The organism is Kribbella sp. NPDC050470, from assembly GCF_044458365.1.
Lineage (GTDB): Bacteria > Actinomycetota > Actinomycetes > Propionibacteriales > Kribbellaceae > Kribbella.
Genome location: NZ_JBITHV010000004.1, coordinates 370,730 through 385,504, shown reverse-complemented (window position 1 = coordinate 385,504; position 14,775 = coordinate 370,730). Strand labels below are relative to the sequence as shown.

Below are 14,775 nucleotides of genomic sequence, written 5' to 3'. Positions count from 1 at the left end.
ACCGGATCAGGTCAGGACTGGCACGCCTTGCACACGCCGATCAGGGCGACCTGCTCGGGGGCCAGCTGGAAGCCCAGCTCGCGCTGGACCTTGCGGCGGGCGGAGTCGAGGATGTCGCCCGGGGCGTCGTACACCGTGCCGCACTCCGAGCAGCGCAGGTGCAGGTGGCGCGGAGCCAGATCACCGGCCAAGTGGTACGTCGTCCCGGCCCGACCGAGGTGGACGTGCGTGACCAGGCCGAACTCACCCAGCGCGTCCAGCGCCCGGTAGACGGTGGCGCGGTGGATGCCGGGGCGCAACTGCTCGGCGCGCTCGCCGATCTGCTCGGCGCTCAGGTGCTCCTCGGTGCCCGCGAGCACCTCCACCACCGCGAGCCGGGCCGGCGTGACCCGCTCGCCCCGGTCCCGCAGCCGCTGCGCGGTGACTTCGACAGCACTGGTCACGTCGGCCCTCTCTCAGGACTACAAGCAGCCTCAGGACTTCTTGGCGGCCGTCTTCTTGGCGGTGGTCTTCTTCGCCGCGGCCTTCTTGGTGGTCGCCTTCTTCGCGGCCGTCTTCTTCGTCGTGCTCTTCTTGGCGGTGGACTTCTTGGCCGCCTTCTTCACCGGACCACGGGCCCGCTTGTCCGCCAGCAGCTCGGCCGCGCGCAGCAGCGAGATGGTCTCGACCGAGTCGTCCTTGCGCAGGGTCGCGTTCGTCTCGCCATCGGTGACGTACGGGCCGAAGCGACCCTCCTTCACCACCACCGGCTTGCCGGACTCCGGGTCCTCGCCCAGCTCCTTGAGCGGCGGCGCCGCGGCCCGGCGGCCGCGCTGCTTCGGCTCGGAGTAGATCTTCAGGGCCTCGTCGAGGGTGATGTCGAACATCTGCTCCTCGGACGACAGCGACCGCGAGTCGGTGCCCTTCTTCAGGTACGGCCCGTAGCGGCCGTTCTGCGCGGTGATCTCGTCACCGCTGTCCGGGTCCTTGCCGACCACCCGCGGGAGCGACAACAGCTTCATCGCGTCGTCGAGGCTGACGCTGTCCAGCGTCATCGACTTGAGCAGCGACCCGGTCCGCGGCTTGGCGCTCTTCGGCGCGTCCTCCGGCAGCACCTCGGTCACGTACGGACCGAACCGGCCGGCCTTCGCGACCACCTTCAGGCCGCTGTCGGGCGCCGTACCGAGCTCGTGCTCGACGCCGGACGGCTGGCTGAGCAGCTCGTGGGCCTTGTCGACGGTCAGCTCGTCCGGCGGCAGGTCCTCGGGCACGTTGGCGCGCCGCTCGTCCTTGTCCTCGACGTACGGCCCGTAGCGGCCGACCCGGACCACGATCCCGCTGTCGTCACCGCCGACACCGAAGGTGGACATCTCCCGGGCGTCGATGTCGCCGAGGTCGTTCACCATCGAGTGCAGGCCCTCGAGGTCGTCGTCGCCGAAGTAGAACCGGGACAGGACGCCCTCGCGCTGCAGGTCCCCGGCGGCGACCTCGTCGAGCACGTCCTCCATGGTCGCGGTGAACGCGTAGTCCACCAGCCGGGTGAAGTGCTCCTCGAGCAGCCGGACGACGGCGAACGCCAGCCAGGCCGGCACCAGCGCGGAGCCCTTCTTGTACACGTACCGGCGGGCCTGGATGGTGCCGATGATCGACGCGTACGTCGACGGCCGGCCGATCTCGCGCTCTTCGAGCTCCCGGATCAGCGTCGCCTCGGTGTAGCGGGCCGGCGGCTTCGTCTCATGCCCCGACGCCAGCACCTCGACTGCGGGCAGCACGTCGCCCTCGGCCACGTCGGGCAGCCGGGTCTCCTGGTCGTCGGTCCCGGCGGACGGGTCGTCCGCGCCCTCGACGTACGCCTTGAGGAAGCCGTGGAAGGTGATCACCCGGCCGGACGAGGTGAACTCGCACAGCTCGCCCGACGAGGCGGTCGCGTCGATCTTGATCGACACGCTGCGGCCCTCGGCGTCCTTCATCTGGGACGCGATGGTGCGCATCCAGATCAGCTCGTAGAGCCGGTACTCGGCACCGCTCAGCCCGGTCTGCGCCGGGGTCTGGAAAACCTCGCCGGCCGGCCGGATCGCCTCGTGCGCCTCCTGCGCGTTCTTCACCTTGGAGGTGTAGACGCGCGGCTTGTCCGGCAGGTACGACGCGCCGTACAGCTCCCGGACCTGGGCCCGGGCGGCGGTGATCGCGGTGTCCGACAGCGTCACGCTGTCGGTACGCATGTAGGTGATGTTGCCGTTCTCGTACAGCCGCTGGGCGATCTGCATCGTCTGCGAGGCGGACATGCCGAGCTTGCGGCCGGCCTCCTGCTGCAGCGTGGTGGTCCGGAACGGCGCGTACGGCTTGCGGGTGTACGGCTTGGACTCGATCGACCGGACGGTGAACTGCGAGTCGCGCAGCGCGCCGGCCAGCGCGGTCGCGGTCTCCTCGTTCAGGTGGACCGTGTTCTGGCCCTTCAGCTCACCGCTCGAGCTGAAGTCGCGGCCCTGGGCGACCCGACGGCTGTCCACCGAGACCAGCCGGGACGGGAACTGCCGCGGCGTCCGGCCCTCGCCGGCGTCGAGCGTGGCGTCCAGGTCCCAGTACGACGCGCTGCGGAACGCGATCCGCTCGCGCTCACGGTCGACCACCATCCGGATCGCGACCGACTGCACCCGGCCCGCCGACAGCTTCGGCATGACCTTCTTCCACAGCACCGGCGAGACCTCGTAGCCGTACAGCCGGTCCAGGATCCGGCGCGCCTCCTGGGCGTCGACCAGGGACTCGTTGATGTCGCGGGCGCTGCCGACCGCGTCCTGGATCGCCTTCGGGGTGATCTCGTGGAACACCATCCGCTTGACCGGGACCTTCGGCTTCAGCTCGTCCAGCAGGTGCCAGGCGATCGCCTCGCCCTCGCGGTCCTCATCGGTGGCCAGGTAGAGCTCGTCGGCGGACTTGAGCAGGTCCTTCAGCTTACGGATCTGGGCCTTCTTGTCGGCCGGGACGACGTACAGCGGGTCGAAGTGGTCCTCGACGTTCACGCCGAGCCGGGCCCAGGGCAGGCCCTTGTACTTCGCCGGGATCTCGTCCGCCCCGCTGGGCAGGTCGCGGATGTGACCGAAGCTGGACTCCACCACGTACCCGGACCCCAGGAAACCGGCGATCATCCGCGCCTTCTTCGGCGACTCGACGATCACCAGCCTGCTTGCCGATGTCTTCGTCCCTGCTGCCCCTGCCACTGCGCTCCTTGCCTTAGCACTCTCTCGCCCTGCCGACAACGCCCGAGATCAGGCGTCTGTTCCCCCGGACACAGACCGACCCCGCCCGAGGACAGGGTACGGCCGACGGCAACGCATTTCTCAACGCACGGTAACCGGTCGCGCCGCTCGTACACCTCACAGGGTTTCAGAAAGGTCCGACAACCCCGCTCACCGCGCGTCGCAGCACGACCACCGAGCGGCAGAACCCCGCCCCTCACGTCGTGACGAGGGTACGCCGTCCCGCGGGCGGCAGCGGTGGTAGGAGTCACAACGTGGTCAGCGGGCGAAGTGGACCTCCGGGAATTTCGGCGAGTCGCCGCGGAGCAGCAGCTCGGGCCGGCCGCGCAGGTTCTGGTCGAAGAAGGCGGCGATGTACTGCCGCTGGGCGTGCACGCTGCGGTCCGGCTGGACCGCGCCGACCAGGGCAGTCATCACCGAGGTGATGATCTCGTCCTCGCCGTAGATCTCCCGGAACAGCTGGTCGAAGACGAACTGGAAGTCGGTGAACGCCTTCTGCTTCGCGCCGGTCAGGCCGAGGTTCAGCTTCCAGCCGCGCTGCTCCTCCCAGAACCGGGCCCACGACTTGTCGTAGTACTCCTTCCCGGCGTCGGTGCGCTGGCTGGTGTCCGAGCCGAACAGCAGGAACGGCTGGTCGAGCCCCTTCCGGGCCACCTCGCCGAGCGGACCCTTGGCCGGGTCGTCCTGGAGGGTGCCGTCCAGGTCGAGGCCGGCCGCGAACCGGCGGTCCTCGAGCAGCGTGTTCGCGGTCGCGTAGCCGCCGAGCGAGAAGCCGAACATGCCGATCCGCTGCAGGTCGAGGCCGCCGGCGAGGCCTGGCGGCAGGTTCTTGCTGTCCATGTCCGGGTTGTCGCCACGGACGATCCGCTCGAGCTGGTCCAGGACGAAGCGCGAGTCCGCCGTCCGGGTCTCGACCGCCTTGCGGGTGAACTCCGGATCCGGCAGCTGGCTGGCCGGCACACCGGGCAGGAACCGCCCGCCCGGGAACTCGGTCGGCGTCTCGTGGGTGTGGTCCATGGTGACGACGACGTACCCGCGACTGGCCAGGTCCTCGACCTGGGCGGTGTTCACGAACCGGCTGTACTGGTAGCCGGGAGAGAACAGTACGACGGGGTGCGGGATCGGCTGCATCGGCGCGTCCACGCGGGAGTGCGTCTCGGTGTTGGCGAAGTCGAACGAGCCGGTCGGCACCGCCAGGCCGTACTCCCCGGTCCAGGCCTCGTCGACCTCGACGGCGGTCCGCTTCGGCATGTACCTGGCCAGCGGGGCGGCGGCGGCCACCGAGCCGGGGTACCAGAGGCTGACCACCAGTTCGCGTTTGCCGCTGGGCATGGTCGGGTCCGGGCGGGACTGGTCGATCAAGTGCAGGGCGGTCGTGCCGAGCGCCTTCCGGCCGGTCGGCGCGGGCAGCCGGAACGTCACGGGGTGGAAGTTGGGGTCGTCCTGGGCGGTGAAGCGGTCCGGGTCGAGGGGGTAGGCCTGGGCGAGGGCCGGGCTGGTCAGCGCGACACCGAGGCCGAGACCGCCGGCCAGCACCGCACGTCGGCTCAAGGTTCGACTGTTCGCCATGCGAAACATCGTCATGGCCCGGGTTCACCCCGCGATGGCGACGGCGTCTCAACTTCATGACGGCCGAGCTGATGACAAGGCGCAGTCCGTGCGCTTCAATGAGCGCACTCTTGTTCATAGATGCGTGAAGTGAGGCACTCGTGAGCATCTTTGTCCGCATGAAACGTTCAGTCACCGCCCTTGCTCTGATAGCGGGCGCGCTGGTGGCTGTCAGCGCGCAGGCGCAGGCCCAACCCACCGCCGACACCACGCTGGGTGACGTCACCGGGTTCTCCGCCGACCAGGCGACGTACACGCTCAGCGCCGGCGCCGCGAAGGTGCGGGTGGCGTTCCTGAAGGACGACGTGTTCCGGCTGTGGCTGGCGTCGGACGGAAACTTCACGGATCCCGCCAACACCCCGCCGACCGACCCGAACGCGCCCGCGTCGAACATCGTCGTCAAGACCGACTACGGCACCCCACGCACCTCCTGGCGCGATCGCGGCAGTTACTACTCGATGACGACCGGGAAAATCGAGGTCCGCGCGCAGAAGTCACCGCTGCGGTTCTCGGTGCACCGGTCGAACGGCCAACTGGTCTGGGCCGAGACGGCGCCGCTGGCGTGGAACGACACCTCCACGACGCAGTCGCTGGGCCGCGGGCCGAGTGAGCAGTTCCTCGGCGGCGGCATGCAGAACGGTCGGTTCTCGCACCGCGACGAGACCATCAGGATCTCCCGCGACTTCAACTGGGAGGACGGCGGCAACCCGAACGCCTCTCCCTACTACATGAGCACCGCGGGGTACGGCGTACTGCGGAACACGTTCAGCCCGGGCAGCTACAGCTTCACCGAGCCCGTCGTCACCAAGCACGACGAGCAGCGGTTCGACGCCTACTACTTCATCGGCGACCTCAAGACCTCGCTGGATCGCTACACCGAGCTGACCGGCCGGCCGTTCATGCCACCGATCTACGGGCTCGAGTACGGCGACTCCGACTGCTACAACCGCGGTCATTACGCGAAGGACCCGGACACCAGCAACGACTGGAAGGTGCACCCGGACAAGGTGACCACGCTGGACGCGGTGAAGATCGCCCAGCGGTTCAAGGACGAGGACATGCCCGGCGGCTGGATGCTCGTCAACGACGACTACGGCTGCGGGTACTCCGATGACACCGACTTCGAGCAGGTCGACGGCACCTGGTGGGGCAAGCGCGAGATCCCGCCGCTCAAGCAGACCGGTGACGAACTCCGGCAGCGCAACATCCAGATGGGTCTGTGGACGCAGTCGTCCCTGGACCGGCAGCCGGCCGAGGTCGGCGAGGCAGGCGTCCGGGTTCGGAAGCTGGACGTCGCCTGGGTCGGTCCGGGCTATCGGCATGCGCTGAGCGCGTGCGACACCGCGCACAGCGGTATCGAGCAGTACAGCAACGCCCGCGGCTTCGCCTGGATGGTGGAGGGCTGGGCCGGCGCACAGCGGTGTGCAGTGCAGTGGACCGGTGACCACAGCGGTTCGCTGGACGCGATCAGGTGGCAGGTCCCGGCGATCCACGGCTCCGGCAACTCCGGTATCGCCTACACCGCGGGCGACGTGGACGGCATCTTCGGCGGCTCGCCCACGTCGTACGTCCGGGACATGCAGTGGAAGGTCTTCAACCCGGCCTTCATGACGATGTCCGGCTGGGCCACCCCGGCCTTCAAGCAGCCGTGGGCGTACGGCGACCCCTACACGTCGATCAACCGCAAGTACCTGAAGCTGCGTGAGCGCCTGCTGCCGTACTTCTACACGTACGCCGCCGAGGCGCACCGGACCGGCGCACCGCTGAACCGGTCGCTGGTCCTAGAGTACCCGGACGACCCGAAGACCTGGGACGACACCACCAAGTACGAGTTCCTGGCCGGCAAGGAGTTCCTGGTCGCACCGATGTGGGGTGCGGACGAGGTGAAGAACGGCATCTACCTGCCGAAGGGCAACTGGGTCGACTACTGGACCGGCCGTGTCTACCAGGGCCCGACCACGGTGAACGGGTACAACGCACCGCTCGACACGCTTCCGCTGTTCGTGAAGGCGGGCGCCGTCGTACCGATGTGGAAGGCGGGCATCAACACCGCGGCCGAGCAGGGCTTCGGCGACCCGCTGACGGTCGACATCTACCCGCAGGGCAAGTCGTCGTTCAGCCTGTTCGAGGACGACCGGGTCACGCGGTCCGGGAAGTCCGCTACGCAGGTGTTCACTGTGGACGCGCCGACGCAGGACCGCGGTGACGTGACGGTCAAGATCGGCGCCAGCGTCGGCACCTACACGGGCAAGCCCGCGTCTCGCCCGTACGAGCTGACCGTCCACACCGGCACCGCGCCGCGTGAGGTGCGCGTGGACGGCCGCAAGGTGAGCGGCTGGACGTATGAGAACGGCGTCGTGCAGGTGAAGACCGCACCGATCTCCACCTCCCGCGCTGCAGTGGTGCAGCTCATCGGTACGTCGTCGGTCGGCGGCCCCGATGTCGCGAACACCTTCGGCACGCCGGAGCTGACGTCGCCGTCGCTGTGGAACGCTCCCGGCCAGGCCACCGAGGTGACCGCGACCTTCCACAACGGCAGCAAGGAGACGATGCGGAACGTCCGCCTGGATGTGCAGGTCCCGAGCGGTTGGACGGTCACCGGTCAGAAGGACTTCGCCAGTGTCGAGCGCGGCAAGACCGTGACGACCAAGCTGCAGGTCACGCCCGGCGCCGACGTGCAGCCTGCGGCGTTCACGCTGAAGCTGGTGGCGACCTACCTTGCCGAGGGGAAGAGCTACTCCAACAGTGCGGCGGCGACTGCTCAACTGCCGTACGCGTCGTTGTCTCAGGCAGCCAATGTGGTCGGCATCAGCGACGCGTCGACGTACGCCCAAGGGAATTTCGACGGGTCGGGCAACAGCTTCAACGGTGAGGCGCTCGCGGCGGCCGGTTACACACCCGGCGCGACGGTGACTGTGCAGGACGCGCAGTTCACCTGGCCGTCCGGTGCGCCCGGAACGCCGAACCTGGTGAAGAACCAGCCGGCGCCGATCCTGGTCTCCGGCACCGGCTCGCACCTCGCCCTGTTGGGAGCTGGAGCCAGCCTCAACGCCCGTGGGGCCGTCACGATCATCTACACGGACGGCTCGCAGTCGCAGGCGACGTTCCAACTGCCGAACTGGTGCTGCCAGGACCCGGCCACGGGCGGCGCCAAGCTCGCGGTGTCGGTGAAGGGCCGCTACACGCAGGCGGGCCTGAGCAACACCACGACCGACTACCGGGTCTTCTACACCGCCGTACCGCTCGAGCCGGGCAAGACGGTCAAGGCGATCAAGCTGCCGGGTGGTGGACTCGGCTTCTTCGCCGCCACGATCGCCGACAAGCCGTTGCCGCCGGCACCGACCGGTGAGAAGTGGGTCAGCGACCTGGAGTTCCTGGACTCGACCAATGGCTGGGGCCCGGTCGAACGGGACCGCAGCAACGGCGAGGACGGGGCTGCCGACGGCAACCCGATCACCCTCGACGGGGTGCAGTACGCGAAGGGCCTGGGCACGCACGCGCCGTCCACGGTCAGCGTGCGGATCGGCGGGAACTGCACGACGTACACCGCGAAGGTCGGCGTGGACGACGAGATGGAGGACCGCGGCAAGGTCAGCTTCAAGGTCCTCGTCGACGGAGTCGCGAAGTACACCTCCGACCTCCTCACCGGCACGTCCCCGACCGCCAACGTCTCCGTCGACATCACCGCCGGCCAGACACTCACCCTCCAGGTAACCGACGGCGGCGACGGCATCACCAGCGACCACGCCGACTGGGCCGAAGCCAAGGTGACCTGCAACCCGTAGGAAATCGAAGGAAAAACCTGGTACGGGCGTGGACGCTGCAACTGGCGTCCACGCCCTTCCGCACGCGGCATCCCGCACTGCTTCGGGCAGCTTGGAAGCCGAGGTGGAGTACCCATCCATAATGGCTGTATGGGTGAACTGACGGGGGACGACTTGGAGGCGTTGCGGCAGGCGTTTGTGGCTGCTGGGTACACGGTTGATGGGGTGGCTGCACGGCTTGGGGCTCAGGCCAGTGATGCGCTGGGGCGGAATGAGACGACTCTTGCGGGGCGGCGGACTGGGTCCGGTGATGCGCTCGACACGATGATCCGGTTGTTCCTGCTGCAGCGCGCCGTACCGGAATCCCTTGTCGCGCAGGCGTTTCCGGGAATCGATTTAGTTGCTCTGGGCATCATTGATACTGCCGGGAAGGCTGTGCTGGACATCCGGCCGTATGCCGAGGATGGGCGGGAGTGGTGGGTGGTTGCGGACCTCACGCCTGGGCTGGACGGGCGGCGGGAGGCGATGCGGTCCGACTACGTGCTCGGGATCGCGCCGGCCAGTTTGAGCCTCATCCACCTGACGGTCCCGATCAAGGCCGAGCGGGCGCTCGACATCGGCACCGGGTGCGGGATCCAGTCGCTGCACCTGGCCGACCGGGTCAACCAGGTCGTCGCCACCGACGTGAATCCGCGGGCGCTGCAGCTGGCGCGGTGGACGGCCGCGCTGAACCGGGTCGACCTCGACATCCGGTCGGGCAGCCTGTTCGAACCGGTCCGTGGCGAGCGGTTCGACCTGATCGTGAGCAACCCGCCGTACGTGATCTCACCGGGCGACGGGCGGCTGACGTACCGGGAGACCGGGTTCGCCGGTGACTCCGTGGTCGAGCAGCTGGTGCGACAGGCGCCGTACCACTTGACCGAGGGTGGCTGGTGCCAGCTGCTGGCCAACTGGACCTGCGTGCGTGGCGAGGACTGGCGGGACCGGATCGCCGGTTGGACGGGCGACCGGTCCGCGTGGGCGGTGCAGCGCGAGCAACTCGACCCGTCCGAGTACGTCGAGCTGTGGCTGCGGGACGCGGGTCTGCACGGGTCCCCGGAGTACACGGACCGGTACGACGCATGGCTGCGCTGGCTGGAGGACCAGAGCGTCGAGGCGATCGGCATGGGCTGGATCACCCTGCACAACGTGGCTGGCAAGCTCGAGGCCGAGGAGTGGCCGTACGAGATCGAGCGACCGATCGGTCCGCACGTACTGCGCCGGTTCGAACGCTCGGAGGGACTGCCTGACGACCTGACCGGGTTGCATCTGGTGGTGGCGGACGACGTCGTCCAGGAGACGAGTGGGCAGCCGGGAGCTGAGGATCCCGCGTCGATCGTGCTCCGCCGGCAACGTGGCATGCGGCGAGCGGAACAAGCGGACACCGTGCTGGCCGGGTTCGTTGGCGCGTGCGACGGGGACTTGAGCGTCGGCCAGATCCTGGCCGCGCTGGCGGACCTGTTGGGGCAGCCGCTGGAGGACGTGCTCCGGGAGTACCTCCCGCAGGTCAGACGCCTTGTGGTGGAAGGGTTCCTGGACTACTAGGTCCGGCGTCGGCGCTTGTCGGCGTACATGCGCTGGTCGGCCTTGGTGAGTAGGTCGCCGACCGGCGTACCGTCGGTGCTGCTCGCCTGCCCGATGCTGAGCCGCAGCATGCCGAACCACGGCTCGTCCGCCGACGCTGCGACCCGGTCGGCCGCGACCTTGATCCGCTCCACCAGCTCTCGCGCGCCACGCTCGTCCGGCTTGTCCAGTACGACGACGAACTCGTCTCCACCGGCTCGCACCACCACGTCCTCGGCCCGGCACTGCTCGGTCAACAGCTGCCCGACCCGTCGCAGTACGTCGTCGCCGCTGGCATGCCCGTAGCTGTCGTTGATCACCTTGAGGTTGTCCACGTCGATGGCGATCACCGCCACCGAACGACTGGCGTCGTGCGCGACCGACATGCGCTCGTCCAGCGCTCTGCGGTTGCCTACACCGGTCAGCGGATCCTCACGTGCCGCCCGCCACTCCGCGTCGTGCCGGATCGAGAGCTCGTGGTTGGCCAGTGCGGAGCGTACGGCGTACAGACCGCGCAGCCGCTCGGCCCACCAGCCTCTGGTGATGGCACGCGCGTACTGCAGCCCGGTGACCGCTCCGATGTCGCCTGACTCCGCCACGATCTGCACAGCGGTATGCCGGACCAGCGCCTCGACCGGCGGATCCGATGTCGGCGGCAGATCGCTCCCGGCCCGCTGTGCGGCCTCTGCGGCGTCCTCCAGCCGGCCGATTGCTGCGTACGCCTTCGCCAGGTAGCTGCCTGCGATCGCGGCCAGCTCCAAGTCGCCCAGCTTCGCCAGCTGGTCCCGGCAGTCCTTGAGGATCGCCACTGCCTCGGCGGCGTCGGTGCCGTCGTTGCTCGCGGCCAGCCACATCCGCCCGGCGATCGGCCAGTACCCGAGCAGGTCGTCCCGGACGATCACCTTGACCGCTTCACCCGCCCACTGGTGCGCGTCCCGCCGGCGCTCGCGGATCTCCGCGTCGTACGACGTGTCACCCAGCCGCTCGAGCTCGTGCGCCCAGCGTAGGTTCGACTCGGCCAGGTTGAGCCGGTTGATGGCCGGCGCCTCGGCGAGGCCGAGCGGGTCGTGGTCACCCTCGGCCGCGAGCTCGAAGTGCGGGATGCACAACTCGTACAGGCGGAGCAGGTCGTAGGCGTACCCGAGGCCGGTGTGCGCCCAGCCGGCCAGGCCGAGGTCGCGGGTCCGGGACAGCGCGTTCTCGGCCGCGACCAGGTCGGCGACCGAGTCACCGCCCTCGCCGGTGCGGATCAGCGTAACGATCCGGATCGCGATCGCGTTCGCCTCCCAGCCGGGCTCGTCGATCGCGCGGGCCGTCCGGATACAGGCGTCGACCGCGTCCAGCGCCTCGCCGGCGTCGGTGGCGTGGTGCGCTGCGACGGCCCGCACGTACTCGGCGGCAGCCCGCTCCGGGCTCGGCTCGGACCCCAGCTCGGCCAGCAACCGGTGCAGCTCGGTCGCCGCCTCGGCCGGGTTGCCCGACTGGGCCCGCGTCATCGCCGTCGCGATCCGCGCGGTCACCCCCGACGTGTCGCGCACCTCACAACCCCCTGTCGCCTCACCGCCTGCGGCGCTTGTCGTCGTACAGCCGACGGTCCGCCGTGGCGATCAGCTGATCGACCGCGACTCCTTCGGCTGTTGCGGCGTACCCAATGCTCAGCCCCAGCCGACCGAGCCAGGGCTTCGACGTCGACGCCGCGATCGCCGCGGCCGCCGTACGGATCCGCATCGCCAGCTGGGCGCCGCCCTTGGCGTCCGGCTGGTCCAGCACCACGATGAACTCGTCGCCACCCGATCGAATCACGGCATCGGTCGCTCGCGCCTGTTCTACCAGGAGATTTGCCACAACCTGCAGCAATTCGTCCCCGCAGGCGTGCCCGTACGTGTCGTTGACAACCTTCAAGTCGTCGACATCGATCGCCAGCACTGTCACCGCGCGGCCCGAGTCCCGGGCCGCGGTCAGCCGCTCGTCCAGTGCCCGGCGGTTGCCGATCCCGGTCAGCGGATCATGCCGCGCCGCGTGCCACTCCGCGTCGTGCCGCTGCGACAGGTCATGCGTGGCAAGCGCATGCCGTACGGCGTTCAGCGCTCGCTGGCGCTCCTTCCACCAGCCGCGCGCCACCGAACGCGCATACTCCAACCCTGCAACGGGTCCCGGCCCGCCCGTGCTGGCCGCGAGCTCCGCCCGGGTCTGCAGCACCAGCACGTGGGTCGCCGGATCCGCCAACGGAATAAGGTCGTCCGCGGCCCGGTCGGCTGCCGCCTTCGCCGCATCGTGCTTGCCGTCGGCCTCGAGCGCCTTGGCCAGGTAGGTGCCCGCGATCGCCAGCCGCTCGGTCTCACCCAGCTTGCTGATCTCGTCCCGGCACTCCGTCAGCTCGGCCACCGCCTGCGCCGGATCGTCGGTTGTGGCAGCCGCCGCCAGCCACAATCGGGCGCTCAGCCGCCAGAAGTCCTGGTTCTCGTCGTCGACGATCACCCGCTCCGCCGCCCGCGCCCAGTACGCCGCCGACGCGCGCCGCTCCAGGATCTCCTGCTGGTACGACGGATCGCCCAGCCGCTCGAGCTCGTGCGCCCACCGCAGGTACGTCTCGGCCAGGTTCAGCCTGTCGATCGCCAGCGACTCGGCCAGCTCGAAGACGTCCGCGTCCAGCTGGGTGGCGAGCTCGTAATGCGGAATGCACAGTTCGTAAAGGCGCAGGACGTCGTACGCGTAGCCGAGGCCGGTGTGCGCCCAGGCGGTCAGGCCGTCGTCCCTGGTCCTCTTCAGGGCGTGCTCGGCGGCGACCAGATCCTTCACCGTGTCCCCGCCGCGGCCGCTGCGGGCGAGGTTGATGATCCGGATCGGCAGCGCATTCGCTTCCCAGCCCGGCTCGTCGATCGCCTTCGCGGCGGCGATACATGCGTCGACAGCCTTCAGTGCCTCGTCCGCGTCACTCGCGTGATGAGCAGTGACGCCGCGAACGTACTCCGCCGCGGCCAGGTGGTAACTCGGCACACCACCGAGCTCCGCCCGGACCGCCTCAATCTCGGCAGCCGCAGTCGCGTGCCCACCCGTCTGGGCCAACGTCATCGCGGCGGCGATCCGGGCGGTCAGCGCGCCCCCGGTCGCCATCTCGCCACTACCCATAACCCCGCCGGCGGCCTTTCCCTCACCAACCCGCACCTCGGGCCGGACCGCCCATTGTGACCACCCACCCCCACATCTGTCACGACCCGAACCCGCCACGACCACCTAGTGCCACGACTCGCTCACCCCCGCACCGCCCGGGGACTTCCCCACGCGGCACTACGCCCGCTCCTACGTCGCGTGCTCGCCACCGCTCCCACCCGCCCGGCCTTCCCGAGCGGACTGCCGCCCAACGTGCCGGCTGCCGCCGGCGAACACGCGTGCTATCGCCCGCTTCGCTTGAAAGCAGCTGGCCGGATGCGGTCCCGGCAAAGCGAGTTGTGGTCGCAGGGGAATGACGGTTCTCCTGTCTGATGTGTGAGTCGGCTTGGTGCCTCAGTTCGCCACCCATGGCAGTCGAGCGCACCGCACCCATGCCACCCCGACCACCCGCGAACGGGATCCCGATGCCGCGGACCGCCAGGCCATCACAATCACCACCCACCACCCGGCACCCCGCCTGGCACCGCCGACACCAGCCGATTGTGATGGCCCGGCGGTCCGCCCTCGACGCCTACAACCCCAACACCCAACGGCGTGCGCCCGCTCCACGCGCCCACAGATCCGTCACATGAGGCGGAATGACCCAGGAGCGGCGCTCCGGCGTCGTGGCGCTCGCCACCGCTCCCGACCACCCATGAACTTGTGAGCTACCGCGCGGTTCGCTGAAAGGCGGCTGGCCTCCGCCGGGATGTAGCCGTAGGGCCCGCCTCGCAGCGAGACGTGACCTCAGCCAGCCCAGGTGACGTCGTAGATTCGGAGCCCCTCGCGATCGTGGTCGACGTAGAACGACAGCAGGCCGAAATCACCAAATGTGCACTGCCGGAAGGCCGGCACATCTCGGTCGAGGCTCTGACTGTCCCACGGCGCGCCGACCAATTTGCCAACACGATCAACCAACGCGTCGAACGCCGACGGAGGCAGACCGTGTAGCTGGGCCAATGCGGACGCGTGGAAGTCCACGCGATAGTTCATTGCCTGTCTGACCAGCCTGGGATCACTTGCTCAGCCGGGACGAACTCTTCGTCCCGTCCCTCCCGAGCCGCCTGCATGGCCTCGTCATAGCGCGGATCGGAGTACGCGACTGCCCGAAGCCTCCAGAGGTGCAAGACGTCTCGCAACTGCTGGAAGCGCCACACCTCGTGTGCCGCGTCGAGGGCACCGTGATACTCCTCCAGAAACTGCGCATGCCACTTCGCCGGCAGCAGGCGAAGAATCTCGCTGGGGTCCTCCGGCGACCCGTGCATAGGCTGCGCAGTCATGTCGCAAGACTACCGGAGCGATCCCCCGGGTCCGAGTTATCCACAGGGCCAACGGCCCGCAGCCAGGCCGCAGAGTGCTTGAGCCGGGCGGCGAGACGATTTGAGGCGATCCCTCTTGTGTGTCAGCCGGCGATT

The 14,775-nt window shown here is 69.0% G+C and carries 9 protein-coding genes; 2 read left to right on the top strand and 7 right to left on the bottom strand.

Features of this window, described 5'->3' with window-relative positions:
- Positions 1-11: 11 nt before the first annotated feature.
- The 3 genes from ACIBGM_RS13850 to ACIBGM_RS13840 form a co-directional block, all read right to left on the bottom strand.
- Positions 12-443: a Fur family transcriptional regulator gene (locus ACIBGM_RS13850; protein ID WP_360537676.1), complete on the bottom strand. Its 432-nt coding sequence runs from the start codon at positions 441-443 to the stop codon at positions 12-14.
- A gap of 30 nt (positions 444-473) precedes the next feature.
- On the bottom strand, positions 474-3,197 hold the full coding sequence (gene topA, locus ACIBGM_RS13845; protein ID WP_396385640.1) for a type I DNA topoisomerase: 2,724 nt from the start codon (positions 3,195-3,197) through the stop codon (positions 474-476).
- Positions 3,198-3,494: 297 nt separating this feature from the next.
- The gene (locus ACIBGM_RS13840; protein WP_396385639.1) at positions 3,495-4,787 is read right to left on the bottom strand and encodes an alpha/beta hydrolase family protein; all 1,293 of its coding nucleotides are present in this window, start codon (positions 4,785-4,787) and stop codon (positions 3,495-3,497) included.
- 176 nt (positions 4,788-4,963) lie between these two features.
- Here ACIBGM_RS13840 and ACIBGM_RS13835 point away from each other — a divergent pair, with 176 nt between their 5' ends.
- Positions 4,964-8,629: an NPCBM/NEW2 domain-containing protein gene (locus ACIBGM_RS13835; RefSeq protein ID WP_396385638.1), complete on the top strand. Its 3,666-nt coding sequence runs from the start codon at positions 4,964-4,966 to the stop codon at positions 8,627-8,629.
- Positions 8,630-8,758: 129 nt separating this feature from the next.
- Complete coding sequence (locus ACIBGM_RS13830) at positions 8,759-10,192, top strand: methyltransferase (RefSeq protein WP_396385637.1); 1,434 nt, start codon at positions 8,759-8,761, stop codon at positions 10,190-10,192.
- Here the strand turns inward: ACIBGM_RS13830 and ACIBGM_RS13825 are convergent.
- The 4 genes from ACIBGM_RS13825 to ACIBGM_RS13810 form a co-directional block, all read right to left on the bottom strand.
- Complete coding sequence (locus tag ACIBGM_RS13825) at positions 10,189-11,748, bottom strand: diguanylate cyclase (RefSeq protein ID WP_396385636.1); 1,560 nt, start codon at positions 11,746-11,748, stop codon at positions 10,189-10,191. The genes ACIBGM_RS13830 and ACIBGM_RS13825 overlap by 4 nt on opposite strands.
- A gap of 19 nt (positions 11,749-11,767) precedes the next feature.
- On the bottom strand, positions 11,768-13,324 hold the full coding sequence (locus ACIBGM_RS13820; RefSeq protein WP_396385634.1) for a diguanylate cyclase domain-containing protein: 1,557 nt from the start codon (positions 13,322-13,324) through the stop codon (positions 11,768-11,770).
- Positions 13,325-14,107: 783 nt separating this feature from the next.
- Positions 14,108-14,353, bottom strand: a complete 246-nt coding sequence (locus ACIBGM_RS13815; RefSeq protein WP_396385633.1) for a hypothetical protein — start codon at positions 14,351-14,353, stop codon at positions 14,108-14,110.
- Entirely contained in the window at positions 14,350-14,640 is a 291-nt protein-coding gene (locus ACIBGM_RS13810; protein WP_360537662.1) for a DUF6247 family protein, read from the bottom strand. Before ACIBGM_RS13810 ends, ACIBGM_RS13815 begins: the two co-directional genes overlap by 4 nt.
- Positions 14,641-14,775 lie beyond the last annotated feature (135 nt).

Bases quoted from the DNA above. Each gene is read 5' to 3' on its own strand.
- ACIBGM_RS13835 (WP_396385638.1), top strand. From the start codon at position 4,964: ATGAAACGTTCAGTCACCGCCCTTGCTCTGATAGCGGGCGCGCTGGTG.
- ACIBGM_RS13830 (WP_396385637.1), top strand. From the start codon at position 8,759: ATGGGTGAACTGACGGGGGACGACTTGGAGGCGTTGCGGCAGGCGTTT.
- ACIBGM_RS13820 (WP_396385634.1), bottom strand. From the start codon at position 13,324: ATGGCGACCGGGGGCGCGCTGACCGCCCGGATCGCCGCCGCGATGACG.
- ACIBGM_RS13815 (WP_396385633.1), bottom strand. From the start codon at position 14,353: ATGAACTATCGCGTGGACTTCCACGCGTCCGCATTGGCCCAGCTACAC.
- ACIBGM_RS13810 (WP_360537662.1), bottom strand. From the start codon at position 14,640: ATGACTGCGCAGCCTATGCACGGGTCGCCGGAGGACCCCAGCGAGATT.